Consider the following 15,788-nt stretch of genomic DNA (forward strand, 5'->3'; position numbering starts at 1 on the left):
ACCTGCGTCATGGCGCTGCTATATCTCTCTCTTATCCATCGAAAAATCCGTCAGGCCGGCCTGACGATGGGCTTGGACCGAGCCCTGGAGACGCTCCGCGGCATCCGTCGCGCTGTCTATCATTATCCCGGATCCGCTCAACCCATACGGAAACTCTGCCTCCTGGAGAGCACCGAACGCGAGCTCCTAACGGCCCTGAAGCTTGATCCCGAGGCCATTTAGGTACTACACCGAGATTAGGGCTATCATCATGATATATAATAAGTTCCGAGATGCCGACAAAGCTATTGGCGAAAGTCGGGTCCGGATCTCCCGTATCGAATCGTGGAATAGCCGCCGCCTCCGGTTGCCCACGTCTCGGGTTTGTCCCAGCCAAAAATTAGTGTATAATCTCCTCTTTTTCCGGGCTTTATACCCGATTATACCGGAATCCGGAGAAACATCATCAGAGGCAAGTTTTAGGAGAATCCGACCGTGAAGAAAACCCTCATCCCGCCCTGCGGCGGAAAACTCGTCGACATCCGCGTCCCGAAGGACGCCCTGCCCGAAGTCAAGGCCCACGCCGCCCGCCTGCCCTCGATCCAGGTCACCGAGCGCGTCGTCTGCGACTTCGAACTTCTGGCAACAGGCGCCTTCTCGCCCCTCGACCGGTTCCTGTCGCATGCCGACTACCGGCGTGTCCTGGGCGATATGCGGCTTGAAAACGGCCACCTCTTCCCGATTCCTGTGACGCTTCCCATCCGCCCCGAGGACGTAACCGGCGGCAAGCTCGAACTCGACAAGGACATCGTCATCCGAAACGCCCAGAACGAGCTTCTGGCCGTAATGACCGTCGAGGAGATCTACGACTGGGACATTCGGGAGACGTCTCTCAAAGTCTTCGGCACGGAAGACCTGCGCCACCCGCTCGTTGCTGAAATGCATCGCTGGGGCCCCAAGAACATCTCCGGGCGCCTCCAGGTGCTGCAGCTTCCCTCCCGCCACGATTTCAAGGAAATCCGCCTGACACCGGCCCAGACGCGGGAGCGGCTCGAAACCTTCGGCCATCCCAATGTCGTCGCCTTCCAGACGCGAAACCCCCTCCACCGCGTCCACGAGGAGCTGACGAAGCGGGCGATCCAGGAGGTCGACGGCGTGCTTCTGCTTCACCCCGTCGTCGGGTTGACCAAGCCGGGCGACGTCGACCACTTCACGAGGGTCCGGACCTACAAGGCCCTGGCCCAGCGTTATTACGACCCCGATCGCATCCTGCTTTCTCTCCTGCCGCTGGCCATGCGCCTGGCCGGGCCGCGAGAGGCCGTCTGGCACATGCTCATCCGGCGGAACTACGGCGCCAATTACCTGATCGTCGGCCGCGACCACGCCGGGCCGGGGAACGACTCGACCGGGAAGCCCTTCTACGGCCCCTACGACGCCCAGGACCTGGCTGAAAAGTGCAGCGACGAGCTCGGCGTCAAGACCCTGCCGTTCACGATGCTGGTCTATCTGCCCGATGAAGGCCGCTACGAGGAAGAGTCGAAGGTCGCCCAGGGCGTCCGCACGGCCTCGATCTCCGGGACGCAGGTCCGCGACGAATACCTCAACAACGGGCGGCTGCTTCCCGACTGGTTCACGCGGCCGGAAGTCGCCGAGATCCTGGCCGAAAGCTACCCGCCCCGCTTCAAGCAGGGCGTCTGCATCTGGTTTACGGGCCTCAGCGGCTCGGGGAAGTCGACGACGGCCGATATCCTGACGCAGTTGCTGCTCGAGCACGGCCGGCAGGTCACGGTCCTCGACGGCGACGTCGTCCGGACGCACCTGACCAAGGGGCTGGGCTTCAGCAAGGAGGACCGCGACACGAACATTCGCAGGATCGGGTTCGTGGCCGCCGAGGTCGTCCGCCACGGTGGAACGGCGATCTGCGCCGCTGTCAGCCCCTATCGGGCGACACGGAACGAAGTGCGGGCCATGGTCGGCGCCGACCGTTTCGTCGAGATCTTCGTGGACACGCCCCTCGAGGTCTGCGAGCAGCGCGACTACAAGGGGATGTACGCCAAGGCGCGGCGCGGCGAGATCAAGGACTTCACGGGAATCGACGACCCCTACGAGGCGCCCGAATCCGCGGAGATCACGCTGGACACGGTGGCGCAGACGCAGGTGGAGAACGCCGAGATCATCCTGAAGTATCTGGTGGAGAGCGGCTTTATCCGCGACGGCGGGGAGTGCGGGGGAAAGTAGGGAACCGGCTCCAATTAAAGAATGGGGTTGATATGAAGGAGAGATGGATTTCCGGGTTCGGCGGTGATGTCCTGCGCGTAACAGCCTTGAAAAGGCGGGCCTTTTTCCTTGCCGCCGACGGTCTCATGATCTATGCCGCCATTTATGCGGCGTTCCTGGTCCGCTTCGATTTTGCCGTTCCCGGAAAATATACGGACCATATCTTCGAATACGGACTTTTGGCGCTTGTGGTCAAATTTGTCTTCCTGATCCTCTTCGGCCAATACAATATCTCCTGGCGGTTTTACAGCCTGAGCGAGATGATGCGGCTTTTTCAAGCGCTGGCCCTGTCCTCGGTGGCCATGGGTGCGGCGATATTTCTTTTTCGTCCTCTTCCGCTTTTTGCGGAGTTTCCCCGGTCGATTCTCATCCTGGATTTCGTTTTCAGCCTGGCATTGATCGGCGGCTTGAGAATCGCAAAAAGAGTGGTTCTGGGTTATCGAATCTGGCCGGAACGATCCATGCAGGGCCGCACCCGCGTGCTGATCGTCGGCGCCGGATCGGCCGGCGAACAGATCGGGCGGGAGATGCTGAACAACCGGAAATCGAAATACTTCCCGGTCGGCTATGTCGACGACGATCCGGCCAAGAAAGGGATTTCGATTCATGGGATCAGGGTTCTGGGGGGGCGCAGGGACATACCGGAGATCGTGAAGAGCTACATGGTGGACGAAATCCTGGTGGCCATCCCTTCGGCCGCGTCCGGCGAAATCCGGAAGATTGTCGAAATCATCCGCGAGGGCAACACCGTCAAATCCATCAAGATCCTGCCGGGGATCATGGACATCATGGAGGGCGAGGTCACCCTGTCCGATATCCAGGAGATCCAGGTCGAGGACTTGCTGGGGCGGGATCCCGTGACCATCGACTATGAGTCCGTGCGCGGATTCCTGGCCGGGAAGCGCGTCCTCATCACCGGCGCCGGAGGATCGATCGGCGGCGAGCTAACCCGGACGGTGTTGTCGTTCAAGCCGGCGAAACTGGCCGCGCTAGATATTGATGAAACCGAGCTTTTCGACCTGATGAATCGCCTGCATCCTTTAGGCTTGAACGTCATCCCTGTGGTCGGCGATGTGCGGAACAGGGAGCGGATGGCCGTGCTGTTCGCGACGTTCAAGCCCGAGGTCGTCATTCACTCCGCCGCCTACAAGCACGTGCCCATTCTCGAGTCCTTTCCCGAGGAGGCCGTCGGCACGAATATCCTGGGGACGAAGATCCTGGCCGAGCTTGCGGCCGAAAACGGAGTGGAAAAGTTCGTCAACATCTCGACCGACAAGGCCATCAATCCGACGAGCGTCATGGGAGCGAGCAAGCGGGCGGCCGAGGAGCTTCTCCGGTCGATGACAAGCGGAAAGGAAACACGGTTCATCTCGGTCCGGTTCGGGAACGTACTCGGCAGCCGGGGAAGCGTCATCCCCTTGTTCAAGGAACAGATCAAGAAGGGCGGCCCGGTCACGGTGACACACCCGGAGATGAAGCGCTATTTCATGGCCATATCCGAGGCCGTGCTCCTTGTCCTGGCGGCGGCGGCGGCCGGCGAGGGCGGAGAGACCTATGTTCTGGACATGGGCGAGCCCGTAAAGATCGTCGATCTGGCCCGGGACATGATCCGGCTCAGCCGGTTCGAACCGGATGTGGAGATTCCCATTGTCTACACCGGGCTGAGGCCGGGAGAAAAGCTTTTTGAGGAGCTTTTGGGAGCCGAGGAGGGATCGGAACCCACGGATCACCCCAAGATTTTCAGGGCCAGGAGTTCGCGGAAAAGCGACGGGAAAAAACTTCTGGAGAAGGTCGAACGGTTGATCGATATGTGCCGCGGGAGCTGTCGCAAAGAGGATGTTCAAGCCCTGCTCAGGGACATCGTCCCGACCTATGTTGCGAACGGCGGGACTCTTTCGTCATCGCCGCGGCCCGCTGAAAAGCCCGGCGGGGGAGATCCTGAAGCGGAAGATTCCGGCGTCGAAGATCCCGGAGGGGGAGATCCCGGCGGGAAGGCTCGGCCGAGAAAAAGCCGCGGCCTGGTTTCCTGAAGCCGGGAATAAATGAAACACGACGCCTATCGATTGATGCTTGTCGCCGGGGCGCGGCCGAACTTTATGAAGATTGCGCCGCTCATGCGGGAACTGCGGAAGCACGGGGATTTCGCCCCGATCCTGGTTCACTCCGGCCAGCACTACGACGAGGCGATGTCGCAGCTCTTCTTCGACGAGCTCGAAATCCCGCGGCCGCAGATCAACCTCGAGGTCGGCTCGGCTTCGCACGCCGTGCAGACGGCGCGCATCATGGAGCGCTTCGAGCCGGTGTGTGTGGAGAACGAGCCGGACGCCGTGCTGGTCGTGGGCGACGTCAACTCGACTGCGGCATGTGTGCTGGTGGCCGCCAAGCTGGGGATCGCGACGATCCACTACGAGGCGGGCCTGCGATCGCGCGACCGGTCCATGCCTGAAGAGATCAACCGCATCGTGACCGACAGCATTTGCGATCTGTTTTTTACGACCTCCGCCGACGCCGACGACAATCTTGTGGCGGAGGGAAAGCCGCGCGACAGGATCCATATGGTCGGCAACCTGATGATCGACACGCTGGTCCATTTCCTGCCGAAGATAAGAGCGGCGAGGGTCGAGCCGGTGGTGATTGGGGGAGGAGCGGGGATTGCGGGCTTGAGCGAGCGCAATGAAGCGGATGCCCAGAGAGTGATTGATGCAGAGAAAATGCCGGGTGCAAAAAGCTCGGAGGGTGAAAAAGGCGTATCGGGCAGGGAGAGTACGGAAAAAGTGCGGGGAACGCAAAGCATGCGGAATACAGGAAAAGCCCAGGGCGCGCGCCCGTATGCGGTTATGACGTTTCACCGCCCCAACAACGTCGATGACCGGGAGGTGTTGGCTGGGCTTGTCGACCAGTGGCGCCGCCTGGCCGCGGACATTCCGATCGTCTTTCCCGTGCATCCGCGAACCCTCAAGCAGTTGAAAGCGTTCGGCCTCTGGGAGCGCATCGAAAAGGCCGAGGGGATGCTCCTCTGCGAGCCCCTGGGCTATCTCCCGTTCATGAATCTCGTCTGCGGCGCCGCGCTGGTGATCACCGACTCCGGCGGCATCCAGGAAGAGACGACGTATCTGCATATCCCCTGCCTGACCGTGCGTCCGAGCACTGAGCGGCCGGTGACCATCCGGCAGGGAAGCAACCGGCTGATCAAGCCCCACGAGGTGGAGAGCGAGTCGCGCCGGGTTCTGGAGGGCGGAGAGCGCTTCGATCAGGTGCCGCCCCTCTGGGACGGCCGTGCGGCCGGCCGCATCGTCGAGAAGCTCCGGCTTCATTATTATGCTTGACAAACATTATTATTGTCATACATAATAACACCAGGGTTTCATGTTCGTCGACAGAGAAAAAGAAAAAAACCGATTGTTGCGGGCGTTCGAGCGCGACAACACCCGTCTGATCGTCGTTTACGGGCGGAGGCGTTGCGGCAAAACCGCGCTTTTGCGCCGCATCCTTCCGCCGAAGGCCGTTTATTTCGCCGCCGATCTTCGGGAGACGGCCCTTCAAATCTCGGGGTTGGCCGACCGCATCGATGAGATCGTCCCGGGGTTCGGCAAGCCCGTATACCCCGACTGGGAAAGCCTCTTCAACAATCTCGGACTGGCCCTGAGGGAACGGACGATCCTGTGCCTTGATGAATTTCCCTATCTGGTCAAGAACAGCCCGGACCTGCCTTCCGTCATCCAGAAAATCGTCGACGCGGGATGGCCGCACATCCTCATCCTCTGCGGTTCTTCGCAGCAGATGATGTACGGCATGGCGCTCGACGGGTCGTCGCCTCTTTACGGGCGATGCGACGAGATTTTGCGGATTCGTCCCATGGAGATCCCGTATCTGAAAGAGTATCTCCGGATCACCGCGGAAGACGCCGTGAGGGAGTTCGGCGTCTGGGGAGGCGTGCCGCGTTATTGGGAAATCCGGCGCCGGTCGAAAAGCTTTGAAGAGGCCGTGAAAAATCATGTGCTGGATCGGGACGGCATCCTCTATGAAGAACCCGAGCGGCTGTTTGCCGATGAAATGCGGACGTCCGTCCAGGCGTTTTCCGTGTTGAGCTTGATCGGATCGGGATGTCATCGCATGTCCGAAATCGCCGGGAGATTGGAAAAACCGGCCACGCAATTATCCCGGTTGACGGCCTTCCTCATCGATCTGGGTTATATCCGAAGGGATGTGCCTTACGGCGAATCGATCCATTCCACCAAGAAAAGTCTTTACAAGATCGATGATCCGTTTCTGAATTTCTACTTCACCTTTCTGGTTCCCCATCGAAGCCGGCTCGAATTCGGTCTGATTGATCCGGTTTGGAATGACATCCGCGGTCGATACGACGGGTATCTCAGCGGAATCTGGGAAGACATCTGTCGCCGGGCCGTTCCACTCATGACGTTTCAAGGAAAAACGTTCAATCCCGCGGCCCGCTGGTGGGGAAACGGTTTGGATGGGAAGCCGATGGAGTTGGACCTGGTTGCGGAATCCATCGACAAAAGCGCGATCCTTCTGGGCGAGGTCGAATGGCGCATGAGAACGCCGGTTGCGAAACTTCAACGAGAATTGGAGCGGAAAAGCCGAAACCTTCCTTTTGCCGGGGGAAAAAGCGTGATCAAAGCGCTTTTTCTTCGAAAGGCGGACGGGGAAGCCGCCAGGGGCGCCGCCGTGCCCGATGAAACGACGCTCGTCATCCCGCCCGGCCGGGTCGTCTCGGCGATGGATGGGTGATCAGGGCGGGTGATCAAGCGGGCCTGCGCCCGGGGGAAACGGCAAAACCGGGCCTGCGTTATGAATGCGGGGCAAATCATGAGGCGAGCGGGGCCTTGACATGCCGGGGCGCACAATGTACAGTATGAATACGTACAATATCGAGAGGAAAGCCGATGCCGCAAATTCTTGACGAAAACAACAGGCGGGTTTCGCTGCGGATCCCGCCCGAGGACAAGGCGCTCCTCGTGCGCGCCGTGGCCCTGCAGCGGACTACTCTGACGGATTTCATGATCCGGCATGCGGTGGAGGCGGCGCGGACTCTGATCGATCAATCCGAAAGATTGGAGCTCAGCGAAAGAGACAGCCGGCTCGTCCTCGAGCTTCTGGAGAACCCTCCCGCGCCGAATGCGAGGCTCCTGAAGGCCGCCCGCGCCCTGCCCGACCGCACGTGACCGCGACTGTTCCTCCCTGGCATGAAGAACCGGTTTCCAAAGCCCATGATCGGTCTGCGTTCGACTGTGGCGACGACATTTTGAATGATTTCCTGAGGCGCCATGCCTGCAAGAGCCATGTCCGGGGCGGGGCCAAAACATTTCTTGCCGTCGAGGATGTCGACCGGAGGCGGATCCTCGGTTTCTACAGTGTCAGCCCGGCATCCATAGCTTTTAACCGCGCCCCCGATCGGGTCAGGAAAGGCCTGGCCCGTCATGACGTTCCCGTTTTCAGGCTGGCAAGGCTGGCCGTCGATCGGACGGTTCAGGGACGCGGCCTTGGCGGACAGCTTCTTCTCGCGGCGGGGCGGAGGTGCCTGTTGGTTGCAGCGCAGGTCGGTGGGGTTGCGCTTCTTATCGACGCCAAAGACGAACGCGCCGCGCGATGGTATGCGGGTTACGGCGCCGTTCCCCTCCTCGATCTGCCGCTTTCCCTGCTTCTGCCCTTCAAAACCATCGAGGCGGCGCTTGCGGAGGCGGGCAAGATTTGAATTGCGGGATATTGACAATTATATACTCGTAAGTATAATACTCGTGAGTATATAATATGTAAATCAGGGACGCTGTGGAATTCATCAACCGGGAAACGGAACTGGCCTTTCTGGAGGGATGCTGGCGCGAAGAGAGCGCCGGGCTTGTCGTCCTCTGGGGAAAGCGGCGGGTCGGCAAAACCGAGCTTGTCAAACGTTTTGTCGAAGGCAAACCGCACATCTACTTTCTGGCCGAAACGACCGGCCCGAAGGAGCAGCTCCTCAGGTTTTCGCGGGCCGTCGGCCGGTTCTTCAGCGAGCCCCTGCTCGAAACGCGGGGTTTCACCGATTGGGAGGAGATCTTTGTCTATCTCCGGAAGAAAAACCGCAGGATCGTCCTCGCCGTCGACGAATTCCCCTATCTGATCCAGTCCAATCCGGCCGCGCCGAGCCTTTTCCAGAAGGGTTGGGACGAACACCTGTCGAAGAGCCCGGTTTGCCTTGTCCTTCTCGGGTCGAGCATAGCCATGATGGAAAACGAGGTCCTGGGCCGCCGGAGCCCGCTTTTCGGACGGCGGACCGGTCAATGGCGGGTCGACCCCATGAGCTTTCGCGCCGCATCCGGTTTCAGAAAGGGTAGCTCGTTCGAGGACCGTCTTTCGCATTACGCCGTGGCCGGCGGCATTCCAGCCTACTGGCTCCAGTTCGATCGCCGGAGCGACATCTGGAGGAACATCGAAGAACGCGTCCTGAGCAAGGGGCGGTTTCTCTATGACGAGGTCGAGTTCCTGCTGAGGGAGGAGTTGCGGGAGCCGCGTTATTATTTCGCCCTGCTGCAGGCCGTCGCCCAGGGCAGGCGGAAGCTCTCCGAGATCGTCAACGCGACGGGGCTGGCCCAGGCCGCGGCCAACAAGTATCTGGGCGTTCTTGCCGATCTGAAGATCGTCGAACGCGAAACTCCCGTGACGGAGGAGCGCCCGCTGAAGAGCAAGAAGGGACTGTATCGGATTGTCGACAACTTCGTTCATTTCTGGTTCAAGTTCGTGTTTCCCCGGCGAGCCGACCTCGAGCTCGGCAAAACGGGCGATGTGCTGAGGGATATCCGGAGGGATTGGGCCGGGTGCGCGGCGCCGGTCTATGAGCAGGTCGCGCGGGAAATCCTGATGGAAAACGAGGACCGGTTTTTCCGGTTCGATGCCGTGGGGCGATGGTGGGACAAAGGCGAAGAAATCGACCTGGTCGCGCTGAACAGGGAGACCAAGCAGGCTCTTCTCGTGGAGGTCAAATGGAGCGAACGGCCGGTCGGACTGGACATCTACGAGGGACTGAAGGCCAAGGCGGGGAAGGTGAGGAAAACCTTGGGGACGTGGGGCGGAGAGGCCGATCTCCGTTTTTGCTTGTTCGGAAAGAAGGGTTTCACCGAGGCCGTGATGCGGAAAGCGGCGGAGGAGGGCGTCGCTCTCTTTACGGGCGAGGGGGATTTGCAAGCTTGAATCGATGGAATGTGGCCGAATGTTGAAAAATCCTTCGATTCTTGTTCTGAACCAGTATTATCCTCCGGATACGGCCGTGTCCGGCCTGTATGCGGCGGAGATCTGCGCGGGGCTGGCCGCCCGCGGATTCGACGTTCATGTCGTCGCGGGGCAGCCGAGCTATACGCGTCCGTCGCATGACGCGCCGGCCCGGGAAAGCCGGGACGGCGTCCGGGTCTATCGTGTGCCCATGGGGCGCGCCCGCGGCCGCGAACGAATGGCGAGACGGATTGCCGGGTATCTCCGTTATCTCGTCGGCGCCTGGAGAACCGGCCGGAAAATCCTGAAGGCGGGGCCCTGCTCGACCGTTCTTGCCTTCAGCAATCCGCCTGTCATCGGTTATGTGGGCGCGCGGCTGGCCGCGGCGGGAGGATGCCGGTTTGTCTGGGTCCTCCACGACATTCATCCCGATGTTCTCGCGGTTTCGGGCTGGCGATTACCCCGCCTGATGGTGTGGGCTTGGGAGGTTGCGAATCGCGCCGCTTTTCGCCGGGCCGAGACCGTCGTGGTGCTGAGCGACGACATGAAGCGGACGCTTGTCGAGCGGAAAGGCGTTCCCGAGAGCAAAGTCCGGGTGATCCCCGTTTGGGGAATCCCGGAAGTCGCGCCGGCGGAGCATCCTCCCGGCCCGAGGGACGAGTGGGGCGCGGCCGAGGGCGAGCTATTGCTTTTGACGTCCGGCAACATGGGCGTCATGCATCCCCTGGATGAGATCCTGGATGCGGCGAAGCGGTTTGCCGACCGGCCCGTCCGCTTTGTCTTTACGGGAGAAGGCGTGAAGCGCCGGCGCCTGGAAGCCCGAGCAGCCGCGGAAAAGATCGACCGGGCGGTGTTTCTCCCGCGGCTTCCGGATGAACAGCTCGTGCGGCTGTTGAGGGCGGCGGATATCGGCTTGGCCTGTCTTCATCCGGGGCTGGAGGATCTGGCGTTTCCATCGCGGCTCTGCGCCTATCTGTCAGCAGGCCGGCCGGTGATCGCCATCATGAATTTAATGAGCAGCCTGACCCGCTGGATCGAGGAAACCGGCTGCGGCTGGAGCGTCTCCGGCGGGCGGGAATTGGAAGATCTCGTCCTGGCGCTTCTGAAAGACCCCGCGGAAATCGCAAGGCGGGGGATCCGTGCGCGGCAGGTTTATGACGACATGTTTCAACGGGCCGAGATTATCGAGGCGTATGCGAAGCTGGCCGGGTCCGGACTTGCTCCCGCAAGGCGTTCAGAGAGATAATGCGGCATGAACAAGGAGAATTCATGAAAGTTCCATTGCTCGATCTCAAAGCGCAGTACGCCGGGATCCGGGACGACATCCGCCGCGCCGTCGATGAAGTCATGGACTCCCAGTATTTCATTCTGGGGCCCAAAGTCGAAGAGCTCGAACACCGGATCGCCGAATATTCCGGAACTGAGCACGCCGTCGGCGTCTCATCCGGAACGGACGCACTTCTGGCCGCCCTCATGGCCGCGGACGTCGGGCCCGGCGACGAGGTCATCACCACGCCCTTCACATTCTTTTCGACGGCAGGGGCCGTCTCGCGGCTGGGCGCCCGGCCGGTCTTTGTCGACATCGATCCCGTGACCTTCAACATGGACCCGGCGAAGATCGCGGGGGCCGTTTCGCCGCGGACGAAGGCGCTGATCCCCATCCATCTTTTCGGGCAGTGCGCCGACATGGACCCGATCCTGGAGGCGGCCCGGGCGAGCGGGCTCTGCGTCATCGAGGACGCCGCCCAGTCGATCGGCGCCGAATACAAGGAGAAGCGGGCCGGGTCCATGGGTCATATGGGAATTTTCTCGTTTTTCCCGTCGAAAAACCTGGGCGGATTCGGCGACGGCGGGATGGTCGTGACCCGGGACGAGGCGCTTCGCGAAAAGCTCGAGATGATCCGCGTCCATGGCTCGAAGCCCAAGTATTTCCACAAGATCGTGGGTGCGAATTTCCGGCTGGATGCGCTGCAGGCGGCCGTTCTCATCGTCAAGCTCGGCCATCTCGACGCCTGGTCAAAGAAGAGACGGGAGAATGCCGCGATCTACGACGCCGGGTTCGCCGAGTCCGGGCTGGTCGCCGCCGGGCATGTCGTGACGCCGGTCGCCGTGTATCGAGAGGGCGGAGATGTGAACCATCACATCTACAACCAGTATACGATCCGGACGACGGACAGAGAGCGGAGAGACGCCCTGCGGGCCTTCCTGGCTGAAAACGGCATCGGGGCGGAAATCTATTATCCCGTGCCGCTTCACCTGCAGGAATGCTTCCGGGATCTGGGCTATAAGGAAGGAGATTTTCCGGAGAGTGAAGCCGCGTCGGCCCGCGTCCTGTCCCTTCCGATCTATCCCGAACTCACGGCGGAGCAGCAGCAGTATGTCGTCCGCAAAATCGCCGAATTCTTCTAGCCGAGCGCCTTATCCTGCTTTGGCTGCTGGATAGCATTGATAATAAAAACATCGATCGTCATGCCCTGCCTCGATGAAGAGCGATTCATCGGGCGGGCGGTCGAAAGCCTGCTCGAAGGCGCGGGGGACGATGTCGAAATTCTCGTCGTCGATGGGGGAAGCCGGGATCAGACGCGAGATCTCGTCCGGGGATTCGCCGAGCGCGGCGCCCCGGTGCGGCTTCTCGACAATCCCCGCCGTCGCGTCAGCGCGGCCATGAACATCGGGATCCGCGAGGCGCGCGGCGATTGGATTGTGCGGGCCGATGCCCACTGTGTCTATCCGCCGCGATACGCGCGGCGGTGCGTCGAACTCCTGGAGAAGACGGGCGCGGCCAACGCGGGCGGCGTCCAGGTCCCGGTCGTCGAGGCATTGGAGGCGCGCGCCGGGGGCGGTTCAGGCCGCGGCTTTCAGGCGGCGGTCGCCCTGGCTCTGCGCCATCCGCTGGGCGTCGGAAACGCCCGCTGGCGCCTGGGACGGCGAAGCGGATTTGTCGATACGGTCTATCTGGGCGCGTTCCGGCGGGACCTCTTCGAGGAGATCGGCGGCTTCGACGAGGAGGCCGACTCCAACCAGGACGCCGAGTTGAACATGCGGATCCGTGCCGCCGGCAAGACGGTTTATCTCGACCACACGCTCGAGGTCCTCTATTATCCGCGGGAGAGTCTCCGCGGGCTGGCCCGCCAGTTTTTCCGCTACGGCCGGGGCCGGGCCCGGACGGCCCTGAAGCACCGGCGGCTGACGTCGTGGCGCCAGGCGGCCGCGCCGCTTCTCCTCGTTGGATTGGGAGGATCGCTGGTTGCGGCGGTCCTGAATCCGATGTTTCTGCTCGTCCCGGCGGCTTATGCGGCAGGGCTTGCCGTATTTGCGCTTCTCTCCCGATTCCCCGGCCTGAAATGCGGCGGCCGTGAGGAAAGTCCGGGGCCATTCGCCGGAACCGGGCGCGTCCCGGCTTCGACGAGGTCCGCGGCGAACGCGCAAGGACAGGCGGGGGCCCGAGCCGGTTTGGGCTGTCGCCTCCGCGTTGCCCTCGTCTGGGCGGTGATGCACATCAGCTGGGGTGCGGGATTCCTCAGCGACCCGTTTCTCCGGAGGAAGTCCGCCGTCATCGGCAATGTCGACTCCGGATCGATGCGGTAACCGGGCTCTTGATCGGCTCTTGATTTAAGATATGATGGATGGGGCGGGAGGTTATGCCATGAAAAAAATCGTCCGGATCTTCAGGGGGTTGTTTGCCGCGGTCGGAATCCTGACGGTTCTGTTTATCGCCTGGATGGCGGCCGGCCTGCCGATCTTCATCGACCGGTGGCTCGTGAAGACGGAGCCTCCGGTCGAGGCCGATTACATTGTCTGCCTGACGAACGGCTTTTTCGCGAACAATATTCCCACCGAGGCGGGCTTCCAGCGGATCTACACCTCCATCCAGCTCCATGCCGACGGCTATGGAAAAAAAGTCGTGATCTCGGGGGGCGGCGCGGGGCGCGTGACCGAGGCGGAAATCTACGGCGAGGCGGCCGTATGGATGGGGCTTCCGCCCGAGGCGTTGGCCTTCGATCCGAAATCGGGATCGACGGTCGACCATCCCCGGTATATCCTGGAAGCGGAAGGCGTGGAGATCACGCGCGACAGCAACCTTCTGATCGTGACCTCGCCCCATCATGCGCGGCGTGTCTGGCTGTGTTTTAGGAAGGCCGGCTACACGAACTACCGGATCGTCGCACGGCATACGGCCCGAAAAGCCGGACCGGAGATCGTGCGCACCCAGCGGGTTTCCGAGTTCAAGGAGTTCCGGCCCAGCGGGAAAGTCTATGACGACCCCATCCTGACGTCCCGCCGCAGAGTAACGAATCTCATGTCCGCGCTCCGGGAGTGGGCGGGGATTGCCTATTATAAGGTTAAGGGTTATATCTGACGGTCCGTGATCCGGTGTTTTCGAGATTGGGAGTGAGGTCGCGCCGTCGGCGATGGACGCCCGCGGCAGCCGTCATCGTCACCGCGGCGGCCGTCTGGCTCAGCGTAAGAAAGACGGATTGGGGGGGCGTTCGGGAAGCCTTTGTCCGGGCGGACTATGGACTTGTCGCGGCGGCGGTTGGTGTTTCGCTCCTGGCCGTTGTTGCACTCAGCGTGAGGTGGCGTTTTCTGCTGCGGCCGGGCGGTGATGTCGGTGTGGGCGAGCTTTTCAAACTGAACATTGTCTCGCAGGCCATCAACATCCTGGCTCCGGGGCGCTTCGGCGAAGTGGCCCGATCGGTGATGGTCGCCCGGACCGGAGGCGACGCAGGCGGGGGGATTTCGACCGCTTTCGCGCTGGGCACGGTCGCCGTCGAAAAGGCGCTCGATTTCCTGGTGTTTGTGGTTCTGTGGGCGCTTGTCCCAGCGCTGTTTTCGATGCGGACGGCCGTGCGGGAATACACGGCGGCCGCGGTGCTGGGAGGCGTCCTGGCCGCGGTGCTTGCCGTCTTTGCCTGGAAACCGGAGTCCGTGCTGCGGGCGGCCGGAAAGGCCCTGCGTTTTCTGCCGGCGAAATTCCGAAGCGGCGGGGCGGACTTTGCGGAGAAGGGCGTCGAAGCCTTCCGGATCCTGCGGCGGCCGGGCGCGGCGCCTGTTCTGGGCGGCCTGACGCTGCTTGTCCTGGCCGGGGAGGTCCTGCCGATCTGGCTGCTCTTTCGGGCCCTCGGACTGGACGTTCCGTTCTGGACCGCCTTTTTCGTCCTCATCGTTCTCCAGGTCGGGAAACTGCCGCCGTCCCTTCCGGGGAAAATCGGCGTCTACCAGTTTGCCGTGATTATGGCTCTGGCGCCCTTCGGTGTGGAGAGGGACGCGGCTCTTGGCTACGGCATCATGCTTCATATTGTGACGTTCGTGCCGCGAATTGTGCTGGGTTTGGTTTTCGGCGCCGGGATGGGCGCTGCGATATGGAGGGGTGGAATGCCGGCGGAAAACCGGGAGGCTGGTGCGAAATGAGGTTTTACGGTTTTTCGCCGCGGCGTGTGCTCGTCCGGAAACACCTCGGGGAGCGGCCGGAGGACGTCGTTTTGGAAATCGGCCCGGGGTCGGGAAACACGGCGCGGGCGGTCCTCGGCCGGACGGCCGGATATTGGGGCGTCGATATCTCCGAGGCGGCCGTGCGGAACCTGCGCGAGGCCTTCGATGGGCGCCGGGATGTCGTTTTCGAGGCGGCCGATGTCTGCGGGGGAGGATTTTTGGGTCGGACCTTCGACCGGGTGTTCTCCGTGGACACGCTGGAGCATGTCGCGGATGGTGCGGCTTTTTTTGGGTTTGCAGGGCGGCATCTTGCGGAGGGAGGAACAGCGGTTGTCTGCTTTCCGAACGGGATGCCGGAACCGAAGGGGGACGCGGGGGTGCGGCACGGCGCGACCTGGTTCGAAACGCGCGAAGAGCTGGAGAGCGCGGCGCGGGCGGCCGGCTTCGAGATCGAGGAGATGCTCGAGATCCGCGACACGGCGTGGCAGCGTGGGGTACGGGTCGTGTTGTGGGAGGGACCGAGGCTGGTTGCCTTGGGGTTGTTGCGGGTCTTGAGGGCGATACGGGAAAATAAACCGGATGTCCCGGTAGGCCGAAGTTCGAGAGTTTCGCGTCCGGGAGAGGCGACTTGCGAAGCTGACAAATGCGATTCGGGCTCGAGACGGCCGTCGGATCGGGACACCTATGAGGGAACGGAGTCTTTCCGCATCAATGCGCGGGGGGGCGTTGTCCGCGATGCGGCGGCCCTTTGGGCGGGGATGGCGCAGGGCGCGGCCCGCCTGTTTCCGCCGTACAGGGCTTTTCCGGCCGGAGCGGATATCATGGAGCGGCGGATTCTTCTGCGACTGCGAAAGACCCGTCCGGAGGCCTCAAAAGAAACCGGTGTTTGACTC

Annotated in this window: 14 protein-coding genes; all 14 read left to right on the plus strand. The window is 61.9% G+C overall.

Translation table 11 applies throughout. From position 1 onward, the window contains the following. The coding region (locus SCM96_05300) for a hypothetical protein (protein MDW7760038.1) at positions 1-222 on the plus strand (222 nt) is incomplete at its 5' end. Between the two features lie 252 nt (positions 223-474). Then, on the plus strand, positions 475-2,217 hold the full coding sequence (locus tag SCM96_05305) for a bifunctional sulfate adenylyltransferase/adenylylsulfate kinase (protein ID MDW7760039.1): 1,743 nt from the start codon (positions 475-477) through the stop codon (positions 2,215-2,217). 32 nt (positions 2,218-2,249) lie between these two features. Then, on the plus strand, positions 2,250-4,286 hold the full coding sequence (locus SCM96_05310) for a nucleoside-diphosphate sugar epimerase/dehydratase (protein ID MDW7760040.1): 2,037 nt from the start codon (positions 2,250-2,252) through the stop codon (positions 4,284-4,286). 12 nt (positions 4,287-4,298) lie between these two features. Beyond that, positions 4,299-5,582 carry a UDP-N-acetyl glucosamine 2-epimerase gene (locus tag SCM96_05315; protein ID MDW7760041.1) on the plus strand — a complete coding sequence of 428 codons (1,284 nt, stop codon included), beginning with the start codon at positions 4,299-4,301 and terminating at the stop codon, positions 5,580-5,582. 40 nt (positions 5,583-5,622) lie between these two features. Next, positions 5,623-7,008, plus strand: coding sequence for an ATP-binding protein (locus SCM96_05320; GenBank protein MDW7760042.1), 1,386 nt, complete (start codon positions 5,623-5,625; stop codon positions 7,006-7,008). Between the two features lie 155 nt (positions 7,009-7,163). Further along, a complete protein-coding gene (locus SCM96_05325) occupies positions 7,164-7,442 on the plus strand; it encodes a DUF1778 domain-containing protein (GenBank protein ID MDW7760043.1) in 279 nt (92 codons plus the stop codon). Next, positions 7,439-7,972 carry a GNAT family N-acetyltransferase gene (locus SCM96_05330; protein ID MDW7760044.1) on the plus strand — a complete coding sequence of 178 codons (534 nt, stop codon included), beginning with the start codon at positions 7,439-7,441 and terminating at the stop codon, positions 7,970-7,972. Before SCM96_05325 ends, SCM96_05330 begins: the two co-directional genes overlap by 4 nt. A gap of 74 nt (positions 7,973-8,046) precedes the next feature. Continuing rightward, on the plus strand, positions 8,047-9,444 hold the full coding sequence (locus tag SCM96_05335) for an ATP-binding protein (protein MDW7760045.1): 1,398 nt from the start codon (positions 8,047-8,049) through the stop codon (positions 9,442-9,444). Positions 9,445-9,463: 19 nt separating this feature from the next. Next, positions 9,464-10,708: a glycosyltransferase family 4 protein gene (locus SCM96_05340; protein ID MDW7760046.1), complete on the plus strand. Its 1,245-nt coding sequence runs from the start codon at positions 9,464-9,466 to the stop codon at positions 10,706-10,708. A 23-nt stretch (positions 10,709-10,731) separates the two neighbouring features. Next, positions 10,732-11,871 (plus strand): DegT/DnrJ/EryC1/StrS family aminotransferase, encoded by a 1,140-nt coding sequence (locus tag SCM96_05345; protein MDW7760047.1) that lies wholly within the window; start codon positions 10,732-10,734, stop codon positions 11,869-11,871. 36 nt (positions 11,872-11,907) lie between these two features. After that, entirely contained in the window at positions 11,908-13,050 is a 1,143-nt protein-coding gene (locus SCM96_05350) for a glycosyltransferase family 2 protein (protein ID MDW7760048.1), read from the plus strand. 58 nt (positions 13,051-13,108) lie between these two features. Beyond that, positions 13,109-13,822, plus strand: a complete 714-nt coding sequence (locus tag SCM96_05355) for a YdcF family protein (protein ID MDW7760049.1) — start codon at positions 13,109-13,111, stop codon at positions 13,820-13,822. Between the two features lie 32 nt (positions 13,823-13,854). Beyond that, a complete protein-coding gene (locus SCM96_05360) occupies positions 13,855-14,874 on the plus strand; it encodes a lysylphosphatidylglycerol synthase transmembrane domain-containing protein (protein ID MDW7760050.1) in 1,020 nt (339 codons plus the stop codon). After that, positions 14,871-15,785 carry a class I SAM-dependent methyltransferase gene (locus SCM96_05365; protein ID MDW7760051.1) on the plus strand — a complete coding sequence of 305 codons (915 nt, stop codon included), beginning with the start codon at positions 14,871-14,873 and terminating at the stop codon, positions 15,783-15,785. Before SCM96_05360 ends, SCM96_05365 begins: the two co-directional genes overlap by 4 nt. Positions 15,786-15,788: the final 3 nt, after the last annotated feature.

Source organism: Acidobacteriota bacterium, from assembly GCA_033549365.1.
Classification (GTDB): Bacteria; Acidobacteriota; Aminicenantia; order Aminicenantales; family Saccharicenantaceae; genus JAWSUF01.